The sequence below is a fragment of the Alcanivorax sp. MD8A genome, from assembly GCF_002888555.1.
Classification (GTDB): Bacteria; Pseudomonadota; Gammaproteobacteria; order Pseudomonadales; family Alcanivoracaceae; genus Alcanivorax.
The window spans coordinates 35,191-58,144 of the sequence record NZ_AQOQ01000019.1 but is presented as its reverse complement, the minus strand read 5'-3'; the positions used below and the strand labels follow the sequence as shown (position 1 = coordinate 58,144).

26 protein-coding genes are annotated in these 22,954 nt (G+C 58.6%); 9 read left to right on the top strand and 17 right to left on the bottom strand.

Features of this window, described 5'->3' with window-relative positions; all coding sequences use genetic code 11:
• Nucleotides 1-7 precede the first annotated feature (7 nt).
• Nucleotides 8-415, top strand: a complete 408-nt coding sequence (locus A15D_RS11240) for a TM2 domain-containing protein (protein WP_102792007.1) — start codon at nt 8-10, stop codon at nt 413-415.
• Between the two features lie 265 nt (nt 416-680).
• On the opposite strand, the gene A15D_RS11235 is transcribed toward A15D_RS11240, so the two are convergent.
• Complete coding sequence (locus tag A15D_RS11235) at nt 681-1,064, bottom strand: DoxX family protein (protein ID WP_022984408.1); 384 nt, start codon at nt 1,062-1,064, stop codon at nt 681-683.
• An 86-nt stretch (nt 1,065-1,150) separates the two neighbouring features.
• Here A15D_RS11235 and A15D_RS11230 point away from each other — a divergent pair, with 86 nt between their 5' ends.
• Nucleotides 1,151-2,164, top strand: a complete 1,014-nt coding sequence (locus A15D_RS11230; protein ID WP_102792006.1) for a zinc-binding dehydrogenase — start codon at nt 1,151-1,153, stop codon at nt 2,162-2,164.
• Nucleotides 2,165-2,184: 20 nt separating this feature from the next.
• On the opposite strand, the gene A15D_RS11225 is transcribed toward A15D_RS11230, so the two are convergent.
• On the bottom strand, nt 2,185-2,517 hold the full coding sequence (locus tag A15D_RS11225) for a thioredoxin family protein (protein WP_102792005.1): 333 nt from the start codon (nt 2,515-2,517) through the stop codon (nt 2,185-2,187).
• Between the two features lie 47 nt (nt 2,518-2,564).
• Here A15D_RS11225 and A15D_RS11220 point away from each other — a divergent pair, with 47 nt between their 5' ends.
• Entirely contained in the window at nt 2,565-3,350 is a 786-nt protein-coding gene (locus tag A15D_RS11220; RefSeq protein ID WP_102792004.1) for a crotonase/enoyl-CoA hydratase family protein, read from the top strand.
• Between the two features lie 111 nt (nt 3,351-3,461).
• Here the strand turns inward: A15D_RS11220 and A15D_RS11215 are convergent, their stop codons facing one another.
• From A15D_RS11215 to A15D_RS11205, 3 genes are all read right to left on the bottom strand, one after another.
• On the bottom strand, nt 3,462-3,740 hold the full coding sequence (locus A15D_RS11215) for a DUF5666 domain-containing protein (protein ID WP_102792003.1): 279 nt from the start codon (nt 3,738-3,740) through the stop codon (nt 3,462-3,464).
• Nucleotides 3,741-3,852: 112 nt separating this feature from the next.
• Nucleotides 3,853-5,223 carry a DegQ family serine endoprotease gene (locus A15D_RS11210; RefSeq protein ID WP_102792002.1) on the bottom strand — a complete coding sequence of 457 codons (1,371 nt, stop codon included), beginning with the start codon at nt 5,221-5,223 and terminating at the stop codon, nt 3,853-3,855.
• 137 nt (nt 5,224-5,360) lie between these two features.
• The gene (locus A15D_RS11205; protein ID WP_102792001.1) at nt 5,361-6,035 is read right to left on the bottom strand and encodes a methyltransferase; all 675 of its coding nucleotides are present in this window, start codon (nt 6,033-6,035) and stop codon (nt 5,361-5,363) included.
• Nucleotides 6,036-6,089: 54 nt separating this feature from the next.
• Here A15D_RS11205 and A15D_RS11200 point away from each other — a divergent pair, with 54 nt between their 5' ends.
• Nucleotides 6,090-7,979, top strand: coding sequence for a hypothetical protein (locus tag A15D_RS11200; protein ID WP_102792020.1), 1,890 nt, complete (start codon nt 6,090-6,092; stop codon nt 7,977-7,979).
• On the opposite strand, the gene trmH is transcribed toward A15D_RS11200, so the two are convergent.
• Complete coding sequence (trmH, locus tag A15D_RS11195; protein ID WP_022984401.1) at nt 7,951-8,634, bottom strand: tRNA (guanosine(18)-2'-O)-methyltransferase TrmH; 684 nt, start codon at nt 8,632-8,634, stop codon at nt 7,951-7,953. The two genes, A15D_RS11200 and trmH, sit on opposite strands and share 29 nt — an antisense overlap.
• A 197-nt stretch (nt 8,635-8,831) precedes the next feature.
• Between trmH and A15D_RS11190 the strand changes: the two genes are divergently transcribed.
• Both A15D_RS11190 and A15D_RS17250 read left to right on the top strand, forming a co-directional pair.
• A complete protein-coding gene (locus tag A15D_RS11190) occupies nt 8,832-10,040 on the top strand; it encodes a CaiB/BaiF CoA-transferase family protein (RefSeq protein ID WP_102792000.1) in 1,209 nt (402 codons plus the stop codon).
• A gap of 119 nt (nt 10,041-10,159) precedes the next feature.
• Entirely contained in the window at nt 10,160-10,333 is a 174-nt protein-coding gene (locus A15D_RS17250) for a hypothetical protein (RefSeq protein ID WP_158245802.1), read from the top strand.
• A gap of 15 nt (nt 10,334-10,348) precedes the next feature.
• On the opposite strand, the gene A15D_RS11185 is transcribed toward A15D_RS17250, so the two are convergent.
• Nucleotides 10,349-11,149, bottom strand: a complete 801-nt coding sequence (locus tag A15D_RS11185; protein ID WP_102792019.1) for an alpha/beta fold hydrolase — start codon at nt 11,147-11,149, stop codon at nt 10,349-10,351.
• Nucleotides 11,150-11,268: 119 nt separating this feature from the next.
• Between A15D_RS11185 and A15D_RS11180 the strand changes: the two genes are divergently transcribed.
• Nucleotides 11,269-12,234, top strand: coding sequence for a GlxA family transcriptional regulator (locus A15D_RS11180; protein ID WP_102791999.1), 966 nt, complete (start codon nt 11,269-11,271; stop codon nt 12,232-12,234).
• Here the strand turns inward: A15D_RS11180 and A15D_RS11175 are convergent.
• Complete coding sequence (locus tag A15D_RS11175) at nt 12,218-12,646, bottom strand: group III truncated hemoglobin (protein ID WP_102791998.1); 429 nt, start codon at nt 12,644-12,646, stop codon at nt 12,218-12,220. The two genes, A15D_RS11180 and A15D_RS11175, sit on opposite strands and share 17 nt — an antisense overlap.
• An 11-nt stretch (nt 12,647-12,657) precedes the next feature.
• Nucleotides 12,658-12,975, bottom strand: coding sequence for a DUF962 domain-containing protein (locus A15D_RS11170; protein ID WP_102791997.1), 318 nt, complete (start codon nt 12,973-12,975; stop codon nt 12,658-12,660).
• A gap of 261 nt (nt 12,976-13,236) precedes the next feature.
• Between A15D_RS11170 and A15D_RS11165 the strand changes: the two genes are divergently transcribed.
• The gene (locus A15D_RS11165; RefSeq protein ID WP_102791996.1) at nt 13,237-14,463 is read left to right on the top strand and encodes a serine hydrolase; all 1,227 of its coding nucleotides are present in this window, start codon (nt 13,237-13,239) and stop codon (nt 14,461-14,463) included.
• Between the two features lie 508 nt (nt 14,464-14,971).
• Here the strand turns inward: A15D_RS11165 and A15D_RS11160 are convergent.
• The 6 genes from A15D_RS11160 to xerD all read right to left on the bottom strand — a co-directional run bounded on the left by A15D_RS11160 (nt 14,972) and on the right by xerD (nt 20,861).
• Entirely contained in the window at nt 14,972-15,205 is a 234-nt protein-coding gene (locus tag A15D_RS11160) for a DUF3565 domain-containing protein (RefSeq protein WP_255407675.1), read from the bottom strand.
• 120 nt (nt 15,206-15,325) lie between these two features.
• Nucleotides 15,326-16,408: a threonine synthase gene (thrC, locus tag A15D_RS11155; protein ID WP_102791995.1), complete on the bottom strand. Its 1,083-nt coding sequence runs from the start codon at nt 16,406-16,408 to the stop codon at nt 15,326-15,328.
• Between the two features lie 59 nt (nt 16,409-16,467).
• A complete protein-coding gene (locus A15D_RS11150) occupies nt 16,468-17,769 on the bottom strand; it encodes a homoserine dehydrogenase (RefSeq protein WP_102791994.1) in 1,302 nt (433 codons plus the stop codon).
• A 66-nt stretch (nt 17,770-17,835) separates the two neighbouring features.
• Nucleotides 17,836-19,026, bottom strand: coding sequence for an alanine transaminase (gene alaC / locus A15D_RS11145; RefSeq protein ID WP_022985645.1), 1,191 nt, complete (start codon nt 19,024-19,026; stop codon nt 17,836-17,838).
• 109 nt (nt 19,027-19,135) lie between these two features.
• Complete coding sequence (locus A15D_RS11140; protein WP_102791993.1) at nt 19,136-19,906, bottom strand: DsbC family protein; 771 nt, start codon at nt 19,904-19,906, stop codon at nt 19,136-19,138.
• 46 nt (nt 19,907-19,952) lie between these two features.
• A complete protein-coding gene (xerD, locus tag A15D_RS11135; protein ID WP_102791992.1) occupies nt 19,953-20,861 on the bottom strand; it encodes a site-specific tyrosine recombinase XerD in 909 nt (302 codons plus the stop codon).
• A gap of 141 nt (nt 20,862-21,002) precedes the next feature.
• Between xerD and A15D_RS11130 the strand changes: the two genes are divergently transcribed.
• On the top strand, nt 21,003-21,257 hold the full coding sequence (locus tag A15D_RS11130; RefSeq protein ID WP_022985642.1) for a GlsB/YeaQ/YmgE family stress response membrane protein: 255 nt from the start codon (nt 21,003-21,005) through the stop codon (nt 21,255-21,257).
• Nucleotides 21,258-21,788: 531 nt separating this feature from the next.
• Here A15D_RS11130 and rplS read toward each other — a convergent pair.
• Complete coding sequence (gene rplS, locus A15D_RS11120) at nt 21,789-22,145, bottom strand: 50S ribosomal protein L19 (protein ID WP_022985640.1); 357 nt, start codon at nt 22,143-22,145, stop codon at nt 21,789-21,791.
• 10 nt (nt 22,146-22,155) lie between these two features.
• Complete coding sequence (gene trmD, locus A15D_RS11115) at nt 22,156-22,953, bottom strand: tRNA (guanosine(37)-N1)-methyltransferase TrmD (RefSeq protein WP_102791990.1); 798 nt, start codon at nt 22,951-22,953, stop codon at nt 22,156-22,158.
• Between the last annotated feature and the right edge of the window lies 1 nt (nt 22,954).

Here is a 22,954-nt window from a genome sequence, read left to right as displayed (position 1 = left end):
TCAGCGCATGCAAAACACGCTTAATACAGACACCCACAGCAAGGTCATCGGCTACCTGTTGTGGATCTTTGGTTTTATGGGTGCCCACCGTTTCTACTACGGTCGGCAGATCACTGGCACCATCTGGTTCTTCACGCTCGGGTTGTTCTTTATCGGCTGGATCATCGACCTGTTTCTGATTCCTGGCATGGATGAAGCTGCAGACACACGCTATGAAGCGGGCAGCATCGATTACAACATTGCCTGGATCCTGCTCACCTTTCTGGGCGTCTTCGGGATCCACCGCTTCTATATGGGGAAGGTGATTACCGGTATCATCTACCTGCTGACCGTGGGTTTGTTCGGGCTCGGGATTCTCTACGATTTTCTCACCCTCAACGGCCAGATCACGGAGAAAAATCGCCTGCGGGGCTAAAGGCGATTCCCCACAGGGAGTGGGAGGTTGCTTGCAAACGAAGTTTTGCTCCCCAAACCATTACGTTACGCTCCCACAGGAAAGATGAAACCCGAACTGTGGGGGCGGTGGTTCCACCGCGTCTATAAGGGCGGAGCAACAACCATCGCGGTCAGACGACCACTCCCTCAGTGAGCCACCCCGGCTTTTCCTGCATGTTGCACCGGCATGAAAAAGGCCGCGCTCTGCCAGAGCACGGCCTTCTGGTTTTTCATAAGCCGAAGTATCAATTCTTCACCGCATATTTCCCTGCTCCCAGGAAGAAAATCGCAACCGCGGTAAACAGGAAGAATCCTTGCAGCTCCAGTGCCCAGCCGCCGGTCTGGGTAAGCGAAAACAACTCCCCCATGTGTACCAGCACAATGGCCACCAGCATATTGCCGGCAATCAGCACAGCGCCGACACGGGTATGAAACCCGAGCAGTACCATCAACGGAGCAATCAACTCGCCCACGAAAACACCATAAGCGAGAAAGCCAGGCAGGTTATGGGAGGCCAGTTCCCCGGCAATCCATCCCACCCCGGAGTGCAGTTTGTTAATGCCATGCAGGAGCATCAGCAGCCCCAACGTGAGGCGCAGCACCAGCTTGCCGATATCCGGATTATTCATGTTTTTTCCTTCATTGAATGCCTGTACCCCAACGTTAGCAGTACGATGTGCAATTCACCATTTCCAATCATGCAAGAGGCTGCATCATGCCATCGGTCCAACACTGGAAAACCCCAAAGGCGGGCAACCTGGCCACACTGGCCCTGCAGGAGGGCACCCTCCCGCCACAGCCCAAAGGGAAAGTCCGGGTAACGGTTAAAGCCGTGGGCCTGAATTTCGCTGATATTTTCGCGCTCACCGGGCTCTATTCCGCCACCCCGGAAGGTAGCTTTGTTCCGGGCCTGGAATTTTCCGGGGTTGTAGAGAGCGTGGAGGACTCTGGCGCTTTCCAGCCCGGAGACCGGGTGATGGGCGTCACCCGCTTCGGAGGCTACAGCAGTGTAATCGACAGCGAGCCAGAGTATCTGATGCCGCTGCCCGCAGACTGGAACTTTTCCCAAGGCGCAGCCTGGCCGGTACAGACACTCACGGCCTGGTACGCCCTCACGCATCTGGGCGCCGTCGACAAAGGCCACAGAGTGCTGGTTCACAGCGCCGCAGGGGGCGTTGGTTTGCAGGCCATGAAATTGTGCAAGGCGCTGGGAGCAGACCCCATCGGCACCGTGGGAAACGCAGAAAAAGCCCGCTGGTTAGTTTCACAGGGCTTCGAGCAAGTACTGGTTCGCGATGCGGATTTTATGAAACAGCTTTCCGGTCTGTCTGAGCCCCTGGATCTGGTGCTGGATGCCATTGGCGGAAAGGTACAACAAGCCAGCTTTGCCGCATTGGCGCCCATGGGCAGACTGGTCGTGTTTGGTGCCGCAGAATTCACCCCCACCGGCCATCGTCCCAACTATCTCAAGGCGGCCTGGCGTTATCTACGCCGCCCCCGCTATGACGTGATGGACATGATCAGCAGTAACCGGTCAGTGCTGGCCTTCAACCTCATCTGGCTATGGGAACAAAAAACGCGAATGCAGGGATTACTGCAAGAACTGACAGCGGTGGAGATTGCCCCTCCCCATGTCGGTCACGCACTGCCCTTTGAAGAGGCACATCAAGCCCTCGCCCTGCTGCAATCTGGCAAGACCTGCGGCAAAGTCGTACTGACACTGCCGTAACGCTGTGTTGTGCGGGCCCCTTATTGCCGACCCGCGGCCAGCGGAGCCAGCAACGCCTGCAGCGCAGCTCGGTCAGGGCGGACAACACGGCCGATTTCTTCACCATTCTCCAGCAGAATCAGCGTCGGCCATAACCGGACCCGAAAACTTCGCCCCAACGGCCTGCCAGGACCGTCTTCCACCTTGAGGTGTTCACCTTCCTCAATCCGCTCCACACAGGCCTCGATATCCGGCTGGGCAGCAATACAGTAACCGCACCAATTGGTCCCGAATTCCAGTAAGCGTATTCCCTCGTGGGTGTCTACCTGTGCCCGCTCAAGGGTTTCCGGCGCGTAGGTCGATTGATAGTGCATGCAGGCTCCACTAACGTGAACATTCATCTTCCGCACAGGATAACAATATGTCCGGGCCTCCCGTACTGATTGAACACATCGACAACGTCTGTGTGATTACCCTTAACCGCCCCGCCCAGCGTAACGCTGTCGACCGCCCTGCCGCAGACGCCTTGCGAAAAGCGTTTGAAGACTTCGACAACAACCCGGCACTGCACGTGGCGATCCTGACCGGCGCTGGGGGGAATTTTTGTGCAGGCGCAGATCTGTCGGCACTGGGCGACCCGCAACGCCGCAATGAAATCGATGCGCAGGGTAGCGGCCCAGGCCCCATGGGCCCTACCCGGCTGGCCATGAGCAAACCGGTTGTCGCCGCGGTTAGCGGTTATGCCGTTGCCGGGGGGCTGGAACTGGCGGTGTGGTGCGACATGCGGGTCATGGAAAGGAGTGCGATCTTCGGGGTGTTCTGTCGCCGTTGGGGGGTGCCCCTGATCGACGGCGGCACAGTGCGACTTCCCCGTCTGATCGGACAAAGCCATGCCATGGACATGATCCTGACGGGACGGCCGGTCGGGGCCGAAGAGGCTCTGGCCATGGGCCTGGCCAACCGCGTCGTCGACGACGGTCAGGCCCTCACTGCCGCCATGACACTGGCGAAACAGATCGCGACCTTTCCCCAGGCCTGCCTGCGTGCAGACAGGCTTTCGGCCCTGCAACAATGGGAGCACCCCATGGCCGATGCCTTGCGTCAGGAAGGTGCCGGGGGATATCCAGTGGTGTTCGAGGAAGCCCTGCAAGGTGCTGAGCGTTTTCGCGAGGGCGCAGGACGGCATGGCCACTTTGAGAGTGAGTAATCCGGGGCGTCGCTAGCGATGCTGCCTTTCCGCCATGCCCCGTCTGACCACAAAAAAACGCCCCGATTCCGCTGAACCGGGGCGCTTCTTCAACGAGCCGATCACACCGAATCAGTCTCTGCGATCCAACTCCACTTCGGTGGCGTAATGCTTGCCATCACGGTATTTGAAATCCACCTCAACCCGCTGGCCGACTTGCAGATCACCGAACTGGCGCAGGCCATCGTCATAATCCGTTTTCTTGGTGACGTGAAAGGTAATGCCCTGGACCACAAAGGTCTGGTTGCCCGCATCCACGGCTTCCACCTTGCCTTCCAGATCATCGGCCATGGCCGCATTGCTGGCCATCATGGTGACGGCAGCGATACCACTCAATAGTCCTTTTTTCATCGTTACTCTCCTTGGCATGGCGCGTTGTGTGCGGCGTCTCATATCGAGAACCTGACGGGGCCTGCTGCCCCTCCACTACGCGTCTCAAAAGATAGAACCCGAACCTTGTTCATTAACGTACCACCACAAAGAAGATCCCGCCATTACGATTGACTCGCAGTAACAGGGTTGCATCCTTGTCTTCCACTGCCGAACGCAGCTCTTTCATATCGACCACGTCCTTGCGGTTGGCGTTGATGATCACATCGCCCTGACGCAAACCGGCACGCCAAGCGGGAGAAGCACGCTCCACAGCATCTACCAGCACACCGCTTTCAGCATGCTGAAGCTCACCCTTGCGCAGATCACGCAGGCTGGCGCCTTCCAGGAAACGGGAAACCGCCTCACCACCGGCGGTTTCACGATTGGATTCACTGATGGTGGCAGTGACATCCTTCTTCTTTCCGTCGCGCAGAATGCTCAGGGTCACCTTCTCGCCAACTGGCGCCATCCCGACCTTGTTACGCAGATCAGCAGCCCGATTCACTGGACGGCCATCCACAGCGGTTACCACGTCGCCGCTCTTCAAGCCGGCTTTCTCCGCAGCACTGTCTTCCACTACCTGGGTAATCACCACACCACGCTGGCGCTCTACACCAAAAGCGTCTGCCAGTTCCGGGGTAAGATCCTGGATCGTGACACCCAGCATGCCGCGACGCACTTCGCCGTGCTCAATCAGCTGGTGCATGACGTTCTCGGCCATTTCAGTGGGAATGGCAAAACCAATACCCACGTTACCGCCCGCCGGTGCCAGGATAGCCGTATTGATGCCGACCAGTTCACCACGCAGATTCACCAGAGCGCCGCCGGAGTTCCCTGGATTAATCGAGGCGTCGGTCTGGATAAAGCTCTCATACCCTTCGATACCCAACCCGGTACGCCCCAGTGCTGAGACGATGCCGCTGGTCACGGTCTGGCCAAGCCCGAACGGGTTGCCGATAGCGACCACAAAATCCCCCACCCGCAGGCCGGTAGAATCGGCGATGGCGATCTGGGTCAGCCCATCCGCCTCTTCCAGTTTCAGGACCGCCAGATCCACTTCTTCATCCGTGCCCACCAGCTCGGCAGACAACTCACGGCCATCGGTGAGGGTCACTTCAATGCTGTCCGCATTCTTGACCACGTGAGCATTGGTCAGAATGTAGCCATTATCCGCATCGACAATCACACCGGAGCCGGCACTGGCCGCCCGGCGTTCACGCTGCTGCTCGGGCATGTTGAAGAAGCGGCGAAAGAAAGGATCATCCATCAACGGGTTCCGGGCGGCACGCACCCGGGTTTCGATGGCAATGTTGACGACCGCTGGCGACGTCTTTTCCAGCATGGGCGCCAGTGACGGCAAGGCATCGCCTTCCCCAGTTACCGACGGCAGCGCCGCCTGAACGGGTGAAAAAGCCACACACAGCGCCAGCATCAGCCAGACCAGTGGCTGGACGGTTTGCATTTTCTTGGACAATGTCTGTTCCTCCTGATGATTCAAGGAAAACCGGAATTCGGGATGAGTTCCCTGTTACCCCCTACAGCGGACGTAGTGGCAGCCCGAAGCTGATAGCGCCCGCCAAACTGTGTGACCAGAATTTCTTATTCCGGTTCCGAAGCGAACAACCTTACCCCGTTGTACTCACTGGACTCCCCCAGATCCGGCCAGGTACAGGACTGCCACTGTCCCAATAGCCGGTACCCCTGCGGATTCAAATCCGGCACACGGGAGTCCGCCAGCAACACCCTGCCCGCGGCCTGAAAACGCGCCAGTAACGGCAGGTTTTCCCGGTCATAGAGAATATCGGCTGCCGTCACCAGGTCCGCCTCGGCCAAAGCACTGTCCAGATCCTGGCTGAGCGTCACCTCCACGTCATTTTCCAGCGCATTGACCCGGGTGGCAGTGAGGGCATCCGCATCCAGATCACAGGCAATGACCTTGCGAGCCCCCGCCATGGCCGCGGCAATAGCCACCACCCCGGATCCCGGGCCCACATCGACGACACAATGGCCCTTGACCCATTGCGGATGCGCAATCAGGTACTCTGCCAATACCTGCCCTGACGCCCAGCAAAACGACCAGTACGGAGGCTCTTCCATGATCCGGTTAACGACCTCCGGCTCCAGGGCCTGTTCAGGAAACAGCTCATCCAGCAGCCAGAGACGCAACTGGGGCGTATTAGGCAACGATTGGCTGCGCAGGCTTACCGCAGGCAATACGCGGTGGAGACACTGGTGCAGGGCGTCGAGGCCTACTCTTTTTTCATTCTCTGTCATACCCTAGGCCCTAATTCACTTATGCCCATCCAAAACGTCGAAGAGAATAACAAAATGATCGGCAGACAGGCATGGATTGGACTCATTGCCCTGTTCTTTACTCTCCCCACCCCTTCACAGGCCAGGGAGATCTGGACAGACGGTGTGCCCGACGCCTATTTCCAGCACTTCCTTGATTTCTACAAGGCTGATCCCAGCGCACTCGGGCGCTGGGTCAACAGTATGTCCAAAATCTCTACTGCCCAGCTGGACGCCACGCTGGAGGCACTGGATACCACGCAATTCACCTATCTTTACCCAATGGAAATCAAGGGGTTTGAGCTCTCCGCCCATAACGGTATCGCCGTTGATGAACTGTCCCTGATGGCTGTTCGCGAAGGCAAACTGATCCCGATCCCCTTCCAGATCGACGAATATGACAAAACCGGCCTGATCTGGATTGAGGGCGAGAACGACAACCCGCCAGAGGGCAAACCCGGCATCTTTGATGATTTCGACGAGCTCGCCTTCATGTTCCGCGACGGCGGCTGGGAACGCTATAACGCGGAACAACATCCGCTTGAGCAAGGCACCCTGCTCGAGGAAATCCGCCTGGACTCACCACGCAACCAGCCCCGCTATATTTATCTGGTGCGCAACAATCCTGAGCGTTCCAGGGCGGACTATGTCCAGGTGGACCTCGAACAAGGCGAGATCAGCAGCACCCTGATGAAACTGAACTACGACCCCGAGGATTTCACCCAGATTGAGTCCATGGCACCCAGGCTTGGTCCCCATGCCAACAAGAATGTTTTCGACAATATCTACGTCAACATCAGCACAGGCATTCTTAACCAGAAACTACGCGTGGACCTGGATACCCGCAAGAACATCAAAGCCACCCCCATTGCGGTGAAGGACGGCGCGGTGCGCGCCTCACTGCTGGTCAAAGCCCGCATCTGGTATGCCTATCTGCCGACCTTTTTCAGCCAGAAATTCCAGATCGATTTTTACGAGCAATCGGTGACCATTCCTTCCCGCTTCGCCATCGGGAGCGTGAAAGTCCTCAAATTTTTCCTGCTCTTTCTGCGCGAACCGCGGATCCATTTTGCCATCGATTTCCACAATCTGGATGGTGCCCGGCTGAGTTTCGACCAGGTCTATGGCGACGGCCAATACGGGCTTGTGGATGGCAAGATGAGTGCCTTTGAGACCACCATGAACGCCACCCGGCTCCCTGGCGACTGGCTGCATATGGACTCGAATCAGGGCTGGGAAATGTTCTTCAGCAACCATATGCCAGTGGTCCCCAACGGGCTGTTCGATGCCTTCCTCAACGGCGTCACGATGAACATGTTTTATGAGGACGATACCGAAAGCACGACCGACTACGAACGCTATCCCGGTGCAACGCCGCGACTGGGATTCCAGAGTGAAGGGCTGCCACGCACCGTCATTGATCTGCTTGGCGCAATCCCCAAGCTGGATTACATGAACATGGATAGCCTGGGAGAAGCCATACAGGCACTGGCAGAGGCAGAAGAAAAGGGCGCGTTTGAGAAATACGATAAAATCGTCAATGCGCGCATCCGTGAGCTTAACGAAGAAGGCCGCTTCACCACGGTGACTGCCGTTGCCGATGGCTTCGTGGCCGACCTGGACCGAATGAACTTCTCTGGCATTCCCAGAGACACCTTCAACGGCCTGGTGCGTCAATCCATTCTGGATAGCACCACCGCTCCCGACCAGATCCACCACGGCAAGGTCCTGCAGCGCATGGTGGCACTGGCCAACCAGCAGGGCATCGACATCACCCGCCTACGCTACGCCACCATGGACAACACGTTGTGGTTCCCGGCCTGGGTCGGGGAAGGTGGCGCCAGCGATTTTCACTGGCAAGTCAGCCATGCTCCCAGTGCTAAACCATTGGGCGCCGTCAGGGCTCCTTCCGCAACAGCGCCGTAAGCGCGGCGCTGTCCTTCACCTGCCCGTCTTCATCCAGTTCCGGGTAAGGCACCCCTTCTGCATCGCACAGCCGGGCGATCTTCGGGTGCCCCCAGCGAAACAGCAACGCGTTGTAGCGCGCCTCATCTACCCTGGGGCTGTCATAAAACCCCTTGGCTCGGCGCTGTTCGCAGGCTTCGGACAGGATAATCGCCGCCGCCACACTCACATTGAACGATTCCACCATCCCCATCATCGGGATGATGACATGCTGATCCACGGCCGCGGCCGCTTCATCGCTGACGCCAAACTTCTCGGTGCCCAGTAACAGGGCCGTGGGGCGAGTGAAATCTACCTGGCGGTAGGGAATGGCGGTGTCGGAAAGGTGCGCGGCCAGCACCTGAACCCCCTCACCCTGCAGCTCACGAATGACGCTGGTGCTTTCGTCCCGCTTGTGAACCTTCACCCAGCGCTGGGAGCCCATGGCCGTTCCCGCCGCCATGCGCGCCCGGTTGTTGGGCAAAATCGCGTGGACATCCATGATTCCTACCGCATCACAGGTACGCACAATGGCGGCAATATTATGGGGTTTGTGCACCCCATCCATGATCACGGTCAGGTCAGGCTGACGGCGATCCAGGGTGTCACAGATGCGGCGATAACGTTCCGGAGTCATGGTTTTTCCTCGTAGCAGGCCGCGGATTGTATAGGCCCGGGCCCGGATGGCAAAACTTACGCCCTCCTCCCGCCCCCAACCTGACGACAAACACCCGGCGCCGGGCATTTTCGCCACTGCCACTGCACGTCCCAATCCGCTAGGCTTGAGAGCCTTTTAACAGCCTGTTAACCACACCCTGGCCCCACGGAGAGACCATGTCCCACACCGCACCCCGCCGCCTGCCCCTGGAAGGAGTCCGTGTTGTTGAGCTGGGCCAACTGCTGGCTGGCCCTTTCACTGGCACCTTACTGGCCTACTTCGGTGCCGATGTGGTCAAGGTCGAACCGCCTGGGGGCGATCCCATTCGTGGCTGGCGCAAACTCGATGACGATGGCACCTCCTTCTGGTGGCGAAGCCTGGGCCGCAACAAGAAATCCGTGACCCTGGATCTCAAGACCGACCAAGGCAAGGCGCTGGTGCGCAAGATGATGACCAAGGCGGATGTGGTGATCGAGAACTTCCGCCCGGGGACCATGGAAAACTGGGGGCTGGGCCCGGACAGCTTCAGTGAAGACAACCCCGGCCTGGTCTACACCCGCATCTCTGGCTATGGCCAGACCGGGCCCTACGCCAGCAAACCTGGCTATGCGTCAGTCTGTGAAGGCATTGGTGGCATGCGCTATGTGAACGGCTTCCCCGGAGAGCGCCCGGTACGCCCCAATCTGTCGCTGGGCGATACCATTGCCGCCTTGCATGCCGCACTTGGCATCCTGCTGGCCCTGTTCGAACGTCAGGCCAGCGACAAGGGCCAGGTCGTGGATGTGGCCCTGTACGAATCAGTGTTCAACCTGCTGGAAGGGGTGATCCCGGAATTCGACGGCGCCGGCGTGATTCGTGAGCCCTCCGGCTCCACCGTGACCGGCATTGTCCCCACCAATACCTACCGCTGTGCAGACCGCAAATTTGTGGTCATCGGCGGCAATGGCGACTCCATTTTCAAACGACTGATGGTCGCCGCCGGACGCCCCGACATGGCAGAAAACCCGGACATGGCCACCAATGCAGGCCGGGTCGAGAACGAGGCCGCCATTGATGACGCCCTGGACAGCTGGTGCCGTAGCCTGCCCAGCGATGACATCCTCTCGATTCTGGAAGACGCCCGTGTCCCCTCAGGCCCAATTTATTCGGTTGCCGACATGATGCAGGACCCGCACTTCCAGGCCCGAGGCCTGTTCCAGCAGGTCGAAATCAACGGCAAGCCCCTCAAGATTCCTGCGATCACGCCGCGACTCGTCGAGACCCCCGGGGAAACCCGCTGGCCTGGCGGTGACGTGGGCAGCCATAACCAGCAGATCCTGCAGGAGGAGCTGGGGCTGAGCGCCGAGGAATTCGCCCAGCTTCGACAGGACGGCATTATTGGCTGACCCGAGACCTGTTCCCCTCGCCGGCCAGCGTCCGCTTGTCTGGTCAGCAAGTCAGAACATTGACCGTCAAGTTCGGCAGGCGTTACAACAAGGTATCGCCACGATGACGAGGCACTGACATGCACACAATAATGGGGATAACGGTGGGGCTGGTCGCACTGTGCCTGCTGGCTGCCGGGCTCTACTACCACGCCAGGCGGAACGCATTGCAGTCCGACCCGATTCTCATCGGCAGTTGTTACCTTAGCGGCGCCGGGCTGCTGCTCGGCAACTGGCTGGTACCCATGCTGTAAAGCCTGTCATGCGGCTCAGGCTTTCTCTTGCAGAAAGCCTCGCACGGCCTCTACGACCAACGAGCCATTTTCACGGTGCGGGAAATGCCCTCCGCCTGGCAAAATCCTCAGCTCCCCCTTAACCGCCGCCTGATCATTCAACCGCAGGGGGTGCGCCACCGATCCATATTCATCGGCATCGCCATGAAGACACAGCCAGGGTCGCCGCATGGAGGACAATAGCTGATCCAGATTCCAGTCACTGAACGACTCACCCAGCCAGGTATCAATCCAGGCAGCCAACACCCAATCCGTTTTGTCACCATGATACCGTGATAACTTCTCCCTCTGTGCGGGGTCAGAAAAAGCGACCTTCGCCGCCTCGATGCCGCACCGGGTCCGCTCTTCCACAAAGGCCTGGGCTGCCAGGGTAATCACGGCAACACAACGCACCCCAAGAGCCACGGCACTCGCCAGCGCCATTCCGCCCCCCACACTGTGCCCCAGTAAAGCGACCCGATTCAGATCAAGCGCATCACACAGCGCCACCACCTCAGTAGCTTCGTCTTCCACGAACGACACCGGGAGTGGGTCCGCCCGGTTGGGAGAGCGGCCAAAACCCGGGCGATCATAGGCAATGACCGTGCGCCCGGTGGCGACATTGAGCTGCTCGGGGAAATCCCGCCACAACGCCACACACCCAAGCGAATCATGCAGCAACAGCAACGGAGCCTTGCGCGGGTCACCAGGCCAGATTTTGGTATAGACCCCCCCCAGCCCGGGCAACGGTAATAGCCTCTCGCCCCCTTTCTGCAAAAACCCTGTTGGCTCTGTCATGTCTGTCCCCGGCTTCGCCATTACTGTGATCCCTGTATTGTCCCCAGCCCCCTCTTCCTGTTCCATTCCCGCACAGGCAAACTGATAGTCCATTCAGGCCATCATGCGTTCCCCTGTCTATGAAAAACATCGGTATTGTCGTCACCCCTGGCTGCTGGGCCATGAGCCTGTTCGCGGTGACCGACTTCTTCCGTATTGTCTCTTTGCTAGAAAAGCAGACAGGGCTGGCAGCGGGTTACCGGGTTCACCTGCTGGCGAACGCAGCGGACACCCGGCTCGATGCAGCTGGAGGGATTGCCATTGAGACAGACTCCTCTCTGGAAGAGGCGCGCCCGGTAGACTGGCTGATTTTTCCGGCCATTGAAGGTCCGGTACTGGAACATACCCCCAGCCCGCCGCGTCGCGCGTTGGAATATCTTGCCCGGCACTGTGAAGCAAAGCGCGTTGTGCTTACCCTGTCCACCGGCATTGTCCCACTGGCAGCCACGGGGCTCGTCAACGGCTTGCGTATCAACACCCACTGGGCGTTTCTCCCCACGCTTCAGCAGCGCTACAAGGAATGCCACTTTCGGGCCAGAGAGAGCTACCTTCAGGATCGCTGGTTATACAGCACCGGTTCGTTGCATGGCAGTTTCGATGCCCTGTTGGCACTGCTGGCCAATGACCGTGGCGACCACTTTGCCCAGCTCTGCGCCGCGCACCTCCTGGTCTCAAGCCCAATCCAGATGCGCCCGGTTCTGCCCGGCACCCGACGCCACGATGATGCGGCCATCCTTGCCGTGCAGGAGTGGCTTGAAAGCAACCCGCAGGCGTCATTGTCACTGGAGCAGCTCGCCTCCCGGTTCGGGTTCAGCGAGCGGAACCTGAAGCGACGCTTTACCCTTGCGACCGGACTTGCGCCTCATCTGTACCTTCAGAAAGTCAGAATAGATCGAGCCAAGAAGCTGTTGATCAGTGGGGCACTGTCTGTGCAGCAGATTGCCCACCAGGTGGGATACGAGAATGTCAGCTATTTTATTCGGTTGTTTCAGCGCGAAGCGGGCGACACTCCTGCCCAGTGGCGCAAGACTAACGGCGCATACTGAGCTGACGGTAAAGATTATCCATTACCCGGGCCGCAAGGCGTTTGGCCCGGTCGGTGTTGGGCCCGGCAAAACGTCCGTCAAGATTGGCCATAAAATGGCCGAGCCAGCGCTCATGATGCACACCGGTGAGCGGGATCTTGTTATCCAGCGCCCGATGCTTTTCCATCATGTGCCGCTGGTAGGTTCTGTCCCCCAGCAGCATCTTGTGCCAGTACTGGCAGATCAGCGGTAAATGTGCGTTGAGATCGATGCCGGCTACGTCAAAAAATACCGGTGCCATCTCCGGGTCTTCCAGCATGCGCTGATAGAAGCCGTAGACCATGGCATCGATATTTTCTTTGCAATCCAGATCCGGCAACGACGTATCATCTGGCTGCGCCTGACCCGGCACAAAGATCTCCACCGCCGTCATCACTTTTCCTCTTACCAGCTGATCCGGCCGACAAGAATATCCTTGAACATCACAAAGTCACCGGCAAGGCTGTACCAGGGATGCTTGAAGGTAGCCGGACGATTTTTCTCGAAAAAGAAATGTCCTACCCAGGCAAAGCCATAGCCCACGATGGGTACCCAGATCAGGCCCCACAGGTTGCCGGTGTAAATGACCCCCAACACAATCGAGATCACCCCGAGGGTGCCGAAAAAGTGCAAACGACGACAAGTGGGATCGCCATGCTCCTGCAGGTAATAGGGGTAGAACTCTGCAAAGTTCTGGAAATCTGACTGCTTGATGGTATTCATCGCTCTCTCCTGAATCCGGCCTGACACCATTATGTTGTTATACCGGGATCATCCAAGGCAGCAGGCACAAAAACTTGTAATCTCAGGCTGATTGTAACCCCGTTCACGTCGTCATATGAGGACAGGATTCTGGTGAAATTGCGCCACCCGTCACAGGCCCTGCTGCCAATGCAAGGCACTGAAAAACACGGAAAATAATTCGTATACACAGTGTTCCCGTCCCGCGCCAACCTGAGCGCGGGCTTAACAGGTTTAAACAATATGGCTCTACGTCCCCGCGTTCGTCGGCTCATCAGCAAGCACGGCAACCCGATCCCCCGCAGTCTGGATTCCCTGGTCCGTCAGGGCGAAGAGGCACCGCTGGAAAAAACCGGCATGGCCTCAGAACAGGTGGAATCCATCTGGCGCGCAACCCGCAAGCTGTACCGCGGTGGCATGAGCCCCGCCGTCAGCCTGTGCCTGCGCCGCCATGGCGAGATCATGCTCAATCGCAGTATCGGCTTTGCTGACCCGGACAGCCAGCGTGTGATGACACCGGACACGCCGGTCTGCCTGTTTTCGGCCTCCAAGGTCGTGGCAGCCATGATGGTTCACCACTTGGTGGAACAAGGACAGCTGGATCTGGATGATCCGGTCACCCGCTACCTGCCGCAGTATGGCCAGAACGGCAAGGGGCGCACCACCATCCGCCAACTGCTGACCCACCAGGCGGGCATTCCTCGCCCTCAGGAACCGGTATCCCCGGACATTCTGTTTCGCCCTCAGGAGATTTTCGACATTCTCTGTGCCGCGAAACCCACCACACTGAATACTCAGGCCTACCATGCGGTCACCGCCGGCTTCATCGTGGGTCGCATTGTGGAAGCCGTTACCGGCGAAGATCTCAATACCACGCTGGACCGGGTGGTGCGCAAGCCCATGGGCATGAAGTATTTCACCTTTGGCGGCACGGGCCCGGAGCGGGCCATGGATGTGTCCACCGGGGTGCCCTTCAAGCTGGTCGATCTGTTCCTTAACCACGCGGTGGGGGGAAGCATTGATGAGGTCGTGGAAGTCTCAAACGATGATCGTTTCCAGGACATCATTGTCCCTGCGGGCAACCTCTACGCTACAGCGGAAGAAGCCAGTCGCTTCTTTCAGATGCTGCTCAACGAGGGGCGCTACAAGGGCCAACAGATTTTTCAGCCAGAGACCGTGGCGCGTGCGCTGGAACCGGCCTATCACCGGCCCCGCTTCGATCGCAGCCTGATGTTGCCGCTGAACTTTTCCAACGGGTTCATGCTCGGCAACCGGGGAATGGGCATGTTTGGCCCCGGCGCGCCAAAAGCGTTTGGGCATCTGGGCTTTATCAGTATTTATTGCTGGGCCGACCCGCAACGGGATCTGAGCGGTGCATTGCTGACCACCGGAAAAGGCGTTATTGGTCCCCACTTGCCGTCCCTGTTTGGTCTGCAGCACACCATCAACCGGCACACACGGCTGCGTTGAAGGCCAGCGAAACGCTCGTCCGGATCCCGGGCGGGCGTTGGCATACACAAACATACTGCGCCGCCAACGCTGTTGACTTGCCTGAAGGCAAAACCCCGCTGAGCCGAATACTTCCATCAGTGGCCAGATTTTTACAACGCCCCCCTTGGAAAAGACCATCTTTCTGCCTCACAGAAGCATCACTGGGTGAGATTCTATGGTCTCAACCGCGCATGCTCTCGAACAAGCAAAGCAACCTGCAACGCCCTCCACTCCCCCTCCGTAGGAGCTATGCTCGCATAGCGATAACGAGCCTCAGCGAGACAAGAACAACCTCCGAAACCCTTCCGTCACCGCCATGTAGAACTGTGATGGATCAGGCCACTCGCACTGCGAATAGATCGCCTTGCGAGCAAGGCTCCTACAGTCGCTTGTCTGCAAGCGATAACAGCATCCATTGATAGGTCGCTTGCAGACAAGCTTTCACAGAACCCGGAGATGATCGTCGACGCCTGGCTGACGCCCCCCGCTATCGCGGTAGCGGCATGCCCCGCTGGCACTGGGTGCACGTGACGACCATGCCCAGATGCTGATGACGGCCTGCCTCGCTGGTCACCCAGGGGCGATTGATGAACGGGGGCTGATGGCGCACATGCTGGCGATGGCCGCAGGACAGCAGCATCACCCAGTCGAGTCGTTCATCCTGGCTAAACCCGGTCACCGTCACCTGAAAGCTCATGGTCTGGCCCTCCATGGTCCGCATACCCCCTATCTAATCCTCAACGCCTTCGCCCTTCAAGCGACTCGCTGGCAAGCCCCACGACCATAAAAAAAACGGAGCGCCAGGCGCTCCGTTTTTTGTCTTCCCGATACCCGGCAGGGATCAGGACATATTGGACAGAATCGCGCCTTTCACCGCGTCCAGGTCCGCATCAATGGTCACCATGCGGCTGTCCTGACACTGCGCAATGGCGGTATCCGGGTCTTTCAGGCCGTTACCGGTAAGGGTGCACACGATGGTGGAACCCTCCGGGATCTTGCCGTTCTGGATATCGCGCATGGCACCGCCCAGAGACGCAGCAGAAGCAGGCTCACAGAACACGCCTTCTTTCTCGGCCAGCAGCTTCTGGGCTGCCAGAATTTCCTTGTCGGTCAATTCATCGAACCAGCCGCCAGACTCTTCCTGCAGGGCCCAGGCCTTGTCCCAGGACTGCGGGTTACCGATACGGATCGCTGTAGCGACCGTTTCCGGATCACTGACCGGGCCGCCGCGCAGGAACGGTGCGGCACCTTCTGCCTGGTAGCCCACCATCTTGGGCGCTGCGTTCACCACACCCGCTTTCTTGTATTCGCTGTAGCCCATCCAGTGCGCGGTGATGTTACCCGCATTGCCCACCGGCAAGCAGTGGAAATCCGGGGCACGGCCCAGCTCTTCCACGATTTCAAAGGCAGCAGACTTCTGGCCCTGCAGACGGTAGGGGTTCACCGAGTTAACGATGGTCACCGGTGCTTTTTCGGCTACCTGCTTCACCAACTCCATACCCTGGTCGAAGTTGCCACGGATCTGCATGATCACCGCACCGTACATCATCGCCTGAGCCAGCTTGCCCATGGCAATCTTGCCTTCAGGGATCAGTACAAAGGCGGTGATGCCGGCCCGAGCCGCGTAGGCCGCAGCGGCCGCAGAGGTGTTCCCGGTGGAGGCACAGATAATGGCATTACTGCCCTCTTCCACGGCCTTGGTAACGGCCATGGTCATACCGCGGTCCTTGAAGGACCCCGTGGGGTTCAGGCCTTCGTATTTCACGTAGATGTCCACATCCTTGCCCAACATCTTGGGGATGTTCTTCAGGCGGATCAGCGGGGTGTTACCTTCACCCAGGCTGATGATCGGCGTGTCATCATTCACCGGCAGGTGGTCACGGTAGCGGTTGATCAGGCCGGTGTAACGGTCACGAAAAGGCATAGTCTTCATCTCTTTTTTAAAGCATCGGACGTCTGGCGTCTGCCGCCAGACGACAAAAATCAGGCGTCCAGGGATTCCACGCGGATGCGCATTATATCGCTATCCACGGTCTCAAGGGCAGCGATCTTGTCGAGCGCGGCATTCATGTCACCCTCGCGGACCTCGTGGGTCATCATCACGATAGGCACCAGCCCCTGATCCACTTCGCGCTGCACCATGGCATCAATACTGACGTTGTTGTCGCTGAGGATTCGGGTGATGTCCGCCAGCACCCCACGCTGATCCTGCACATGCAAACGCAGGTAGAAACAGCAGGTCACGTCATCAATGGTCAGAATCGGCTCGTCAGACATATGATCGGTATGGAAGCCCAGATAGGGCACCCGCTCATCATGATCCACGGTCAGTGCACGGCCCAGCTCAATGATATCGGCCACCACCGCAGAGGCTGTCGGCTCGGCACCGGCGCCGGCGCCGTAAAACAGGGTCGGCCCGACGGCATCGCCATTGACCATGACGGCGTTCATGACACCGTTGACCGCAGACAGCATGGTTTCCTTGGGAATCAGGGTCGGGTGCACTCGCAGCTCGATGCCGTTGCCGGTGTCTTTGGCAATGCCCAGATGCTTGATGCGATAACCGAAATGGGCAGCGCTGGCCACGTCTTCGGTAGTAATACGGCTGATCCCCTCGGTGTAGACCTTGGAAAACTGCAGCGGAATACCAAAGGCGATGGACGCGAGGATGGTCAGCTTGTGCGCTGCATCAATGCCTTCCACGTCGAAGGTCGGGTCCGCTTCGGCATACCCCAGCTGTTGAGCTTCGGCCAGCACGTCGTTGAAATCACGACCGCCCTCTTCCATTTCTGTCAGGATAAAGTTGCCGGTTCCGTTGATAATCCCGGACAGCCAGTGGATATGGTTGGCCGCAAGACCTTCACCAAGGGATTTCAGAATCGGGATACCCCCCGCCACAGAGGCCTCGAACGCCACATCGACACCATTATCCTGGGCAGCCTGGAAGATCTCGTTGCCATGCTCGGCGATCAGCGCCTTGTTGGCGGTCACGATGTGCTTGCCGTTGCGAATGGCGGTCAGAACAAGCTCACGGGCAGTGTCGGTGCCGCCAATCAGCTCAACAAGAATGTTGATATCGGGATCACTGGCCACGGCAAAAATGTCACGGGACAGGCGAATGCCGTCGGTCTCGCAGGCCGGATTGTCACGGCGAGCACCAATGTGCGTAATTTCAATCGGACGCCCCACACGACGTGCGATATCACGCGCATTGCGCTTGAGCACGTTTACGGTGCCTGAGCCAACGGTACCCAGACCTGCAATTCCCACCTTCACCGGCTTCACAGCGTTTCCTCGTTCAGATACATCATTCATTATTCAGTCAGCGGCAGGCCTCACCTGCCCGCCATCTCAGCCCAGCAGCCCATCCTGACGGAACATCTTCTTGATGCCGCGAATAGCCTGCCGGGTGCGTTGTTCGTTCTCGATCAGACCAAAACGGACATGATCATCCCCGTATTCCCCAAAACCCACGCCGGGAGACACCGCAACACCGGCATCCGTCAGCAGTTTTTTGGCAAACTCCAGTGAGCCCATTTCCCGGTAGGGCTCAGGGATTTCGGCCCACACGAACATGGTGGCACGGGGCCGCTCCACCTGCCAGCCGATCTCGGCCAGCCCGTCCACCAGCACATCACGGCGCTGACGGTACATTTCGCAGATCTCACTGACACAGCTCTGATCTCCCTCCAGCGCCGCAATGGCGGCCACCTGAATCGGAGTAAAGGTGCCGTAGTCGAGATAGGACTTGATCCGGGCCAGCGCGTGAATCAGGTCCTTGTTGCCACAACAGAACCCCACCCGCCAGCCGGGCATATTGTAACTCTTTGACAGGGAAAAGAATTCTACCGCCACATCCCGTGCGCCTTCGACCTGCAGGATGGACGGGGCCTGATAGCCATCAAACACGATGTCTGCATATGCAATATCGTGTACCACCCAGATATTGTGCTCACGGGCAATGGCCACCACTTTTTCGAAGAACTCCAGCTCCACACACTGGCCGGTGGGATTCCCCGGGAAATTCAACACCAGCATTTTCGGCTTGGGCCAGGATTCCTTGATCGCGCGTTCCAGCTCGGCGAAGAAATCCACCCCTTTCACCAGGGGCACATGACGAATGTCCGCATTGGAAATCACGAAACCGTAGGGGTGAATCGGATAGCTGGGGTTCGGCACCAGTACTGTGTCACCCGGGCCCATGGTCGCCAGCGCCAGATGGGCGAGGCCTTCCTTCGAGCCGATGGTCACAATGGCCTCGGATTCCGGGTCCAGCGCAACACTGTAGCGGCGCTGATACCAATCGGTGATGGCCTTGCGCAGCCGCGGAATCCCCCGCGACTGGGAATAACGGTGGGTATCGCCCCGCTGCACGGTTTCCGCCAGCTTGTCGACGATATGCTTCGGGGTGGGCTGGTCCGGGTTGCCCATGCCGAAATCAATAATATCCTCGCCCCGCGCTCGTGCCGCCTTCTTCATCTCACCAACAATGTTGAAGACGTAGGGAGGCAGTCGTCGAATGCGCTGAAAATCCGTATCCACAGGACACCTTGGGGGCAGGGAAAACAAGGCGGACACATTAACGGCGCATCACTGCGCCGTCAATGTATAGGCTGTCTTGATTCCGGCGCAAAGCGCCGGGGGACGGGGCTCAGGAGCCCGAAGCACCAAGCCGTGAAAGCATGTCTTCCGGGGTAATGTAGCCGCCCAGTTGCTTGCCTTCTGCCGTGTAAATGGCAGGCGTACCACGTACACCAAATTCCAGGCCCAGCTCGTACTGCTCCATCACCAGACCTGCACAGTCATCTTTCAATTCCGCTTCGCTGAGAGTCTCAGACAGCTTGGCATCGGTCAGGGCCTGTTTCGGGTCATCTGCGCACCAGATATGGCGCATGGGTTCCGTGGCTGGCGAGGATTCACCACCACGAGGGAACGCAAGATAATGGACCGTCACCCCTTCCTGCTGAAATTCCTCGATATGCCGATGCAACTTGCGGCAGTAACCGCAGGTGATATCCGTGAAGACATACACCTCGTATTTTTCGTCTTCCGCCTCATAGGTGATGAGCTCACTTTCATCCAGCTTTTTGATCCCGGCCCCTCGCACCTTGGCCAGGCGCTCTTCCACCGGATCGATGACCTCTCCGTCTCGCAGCTCCAGCATCGTGCCATTAAACAAGAAGCGACCGTCATCGCTCATGTACAGCGTATCGGAACCGTTGATGGTGAGCTCCAGCACTCCCGGCATTTGTGTTTCGCGAACCTCGGTCACTTTGCCACGGGTAAAGACCTTCTCAAACGCTGCCTTGGCCACATCAGCGCCCGCCTCCCCCGTTTTAGCCGACCCGTTATCCGTTGCGCCAGAATCCGCACCACAGGCTGTCACCAAGCCCACAAGGGCAATTACAAACCACTTCTTCATTCTGTCATTTCTCCTTCCGCTCCCAGCTTGGAGCCTTGCGTCTCGCTCAGGTTCCCGAGCGGGGATGATGTTTCTGGTACAGATCCTGTAACCGCTGCTGCGCCACATGGGTGTAGATCTGAGTGGTGGACAGGTCACTATGGCCAAGCAATAACTGCACCACCCGCAAGTCCGCCCCGTGATTCAGCAAGTGCGTTGCAAAAGCATGCCGCAGTGTATGGGGTGACAGGGCTTTTTGCACCCCTGCCACCTGCGCCATCTGCTTGATACGGTGCCAGAATGTCTGTCGGGTCATGCAGGTGCCTCGCAGACTGGGAAACAGCAGCTCCTGATCATTGCCCAGCAACATGGGACGCCCCTCGCGCAGGTAGCGGACCAGCCAATGCAGCGCTTCTTCACCCAGTGGCACCAGCCGTTCCTTGTCGCCCTTGCCGATCACTCTCACCAACCCCTGCCGCGGATTGATCTGGCTTTGCGTCAGCGTGACCAGCTCCGTGACCCGCAACCCCGTGGCATAGAGCACCTCCAGCATGGCCCGGTCACGCAACCCCAGCGGGGTATCCAGATCCGGTGCCGCCAGCAGGGCCTCCACATCGGCCTCGGTAAGAGTCTTGGGCAGTGGCCGGCCTGTTTTCGGCCGCTCAATCAACAATGCGGGGTCTTCCGGCACCCGTCCCTCGCGCTTTAGCCAGCGATAGAAGCTTTTTACCGCGGATAACTGTCGCGCCACGGTGCGGGCAGAAATCCCCAGCTGGTGGCGGTCCGCAAGAAACTCCAGCAACTGGTACCGCTGCGCCTCAAGCAGTGAACCGCCCTGCTCCTGCAGCCAGATCGCCAACTGCCGCACATCCCGACGGTAGTTGCTGAGGCTGTTCTCGCTAAGCCCCTTTTCCAGCCATTGCTGGTCCAGCCAGGCGTCAATCAGCCGTGCTTGCGCATCGCAAATCTCAGTCATGAATCATCATTGCCTTGCTGCCATTACCGGGCTGAGTTCCTTTTTACCAAATATTACCGGGTTTGCGGCTTATCCAAAGGACAAACGCGCCGCTTTCTGGCATCAATAGAGGTTACACCGTGACAACCAAGGAGAGGATACATGGGCATCTTATCGTGGATTGTGTTTGGCCTGATTGCCGGCATTGTTGCCAAGTGGATCATGCCGGGCAAGGATCCCGGGGGCTTTATTGTCACCATTCTCATCGGTATTGCAGGTGCCTTTGTCGGCGGCTGGCTGGGCTCCATCACCGGGCTGGGTGGCTCGGTGGGCAGCTTCAGCCTGGGCAGCTTTGTGACCGCCATTGTCGGGGCACTGGTGCTGCTATTCCTGTACCGGATGCTGAAAAAGGCGTAAAACGCGGAACTCGGGCAACCTTCCCGGCAGGCGATCCGACCATAACCCGGGTAACGCCTTACGCCAGGCTCGTTATCTCAAGGGTCGCCTGCCGCAAGCTTCCCACAACGACGGTCTGCCCGACCGTCGCATCGTGATGCAACCATAGCGCAGCCCCAAAAAAAGGATCATCGCAGATTAGCGGGAAAGCCCGATTTGATCCTCCCACCTATCCGTAGGAGCGTCGCTGGCGGCGCGATAGCCCAACCTTGGATCAAGCCACAAAGGGTACAGAGACTGAGAAAAGACGCTCTTAAGCTCTCCTCTGTGATAAATATTGCTTTCAACGGTTCTGGCTATCGCGCCGCCACCGAGCGCAGCGAGGAACGCCCGCAGGGCGGCCCCGAAGATGAACCAACAAAAAAGCCGCTTCCCGAAAGGAAGCGGCTTTTTTGTTGGAGCTGTGATCTGCCCGTCCAGAGGTTGATTCCGCATGCCCTACAGCAAAGGCTGAACCAACATTCGCCCTCGGCAGACCCGGTGTTGCCGGTCTTACCGAATCTTTTCTTTGATCCGGGCAGACTTGCCAGAGCGGTCGCGCAGGTAGTAAAGCTTGGCGCGGCTCACGTCACCACGACGATTCACTTCGATGGAATCGATCAGCGGGCTGTGCAGCTGGAATACACGCTCAACGCCCACGCCGTGGGAAATCTTGCGCACGGTGAACGCAGAGTTCAGGCCGCGGTTACGACGGGCAATAACAACACCCTGGAACGCCTGCAGACGCTCACGGGTACCTTCTTTCACCTTTACCTGAACGGTAACGGTATCGCCGGCGCCAAATTCAGGCAGGTCGGCTTTCAGCTGGGCATTTTCAATGCCCTGGATGATCAGGTTCTTGCCGCTCATGGCAATGCTCCTATTCGTTCGGTTTTGCTGTATGCGGCACCTGCTCGGCGATGTATTCGTCCAACAGCTGCTGCTCTTCGTTGCTCAAACCCCGCGCCCGGCGGCGTTCCAGCAGGTCAGGACGCTGTTGCCAGGTCCGTCCCAGCGCCTGTTTCAGGCGCCAACGGCGAATCAACTCGTGATTGCCGCTCAGCAGTACCGGCGGTACTGCCTGCCCCTCGTACACCTCCGGGCGGGTGTAGTGCGGGCAATCCAGCAGGTCTTCGAATTCACCTGAAAACGAGTCCTGTCCGGCGGAATCCTGGTGACCCAGCACTCCGGGAATCAGTCGGCTGACCGCATCGATCAGCACCAGCGCCGGCAGTTCGCCGCCGCTGAGAACGTAATCGCCGATGGAGATCTGTTCATCCACCTCGGCGTCGAGCAAACGCTCATCTACGCCCTCGTAGCGCCCTGCCAGTAATACCAGGCCGGGCTGCTGCGCCAACGCCTCGGCTTTCGCCTGGGTCAGCGTCTGCCCCTGAGGGGACAGATAAATCACTTTGGCTGCCGGGTTGGCAGCGCGGGCGGCCTGCAGGGCTTTCGCCAGCGGGTCCACCTTCATCACCATGCCGGGGCCACCCCCAAAGGGGCGATCGTCCACGGTGCGGTGACGATCTTCAGTGAAATCCCGTGGATTCACGGTTTCCACCGCCAGCTGGCCGTTTTCCACTGCCCGCCGGGTGACGCCGAAGTCGGTAATCGCCTTTGCCATCTCCGGAAACAGGGTAACCAGAGTGACCTGATACGGCACCGTATCCGTCGTCATA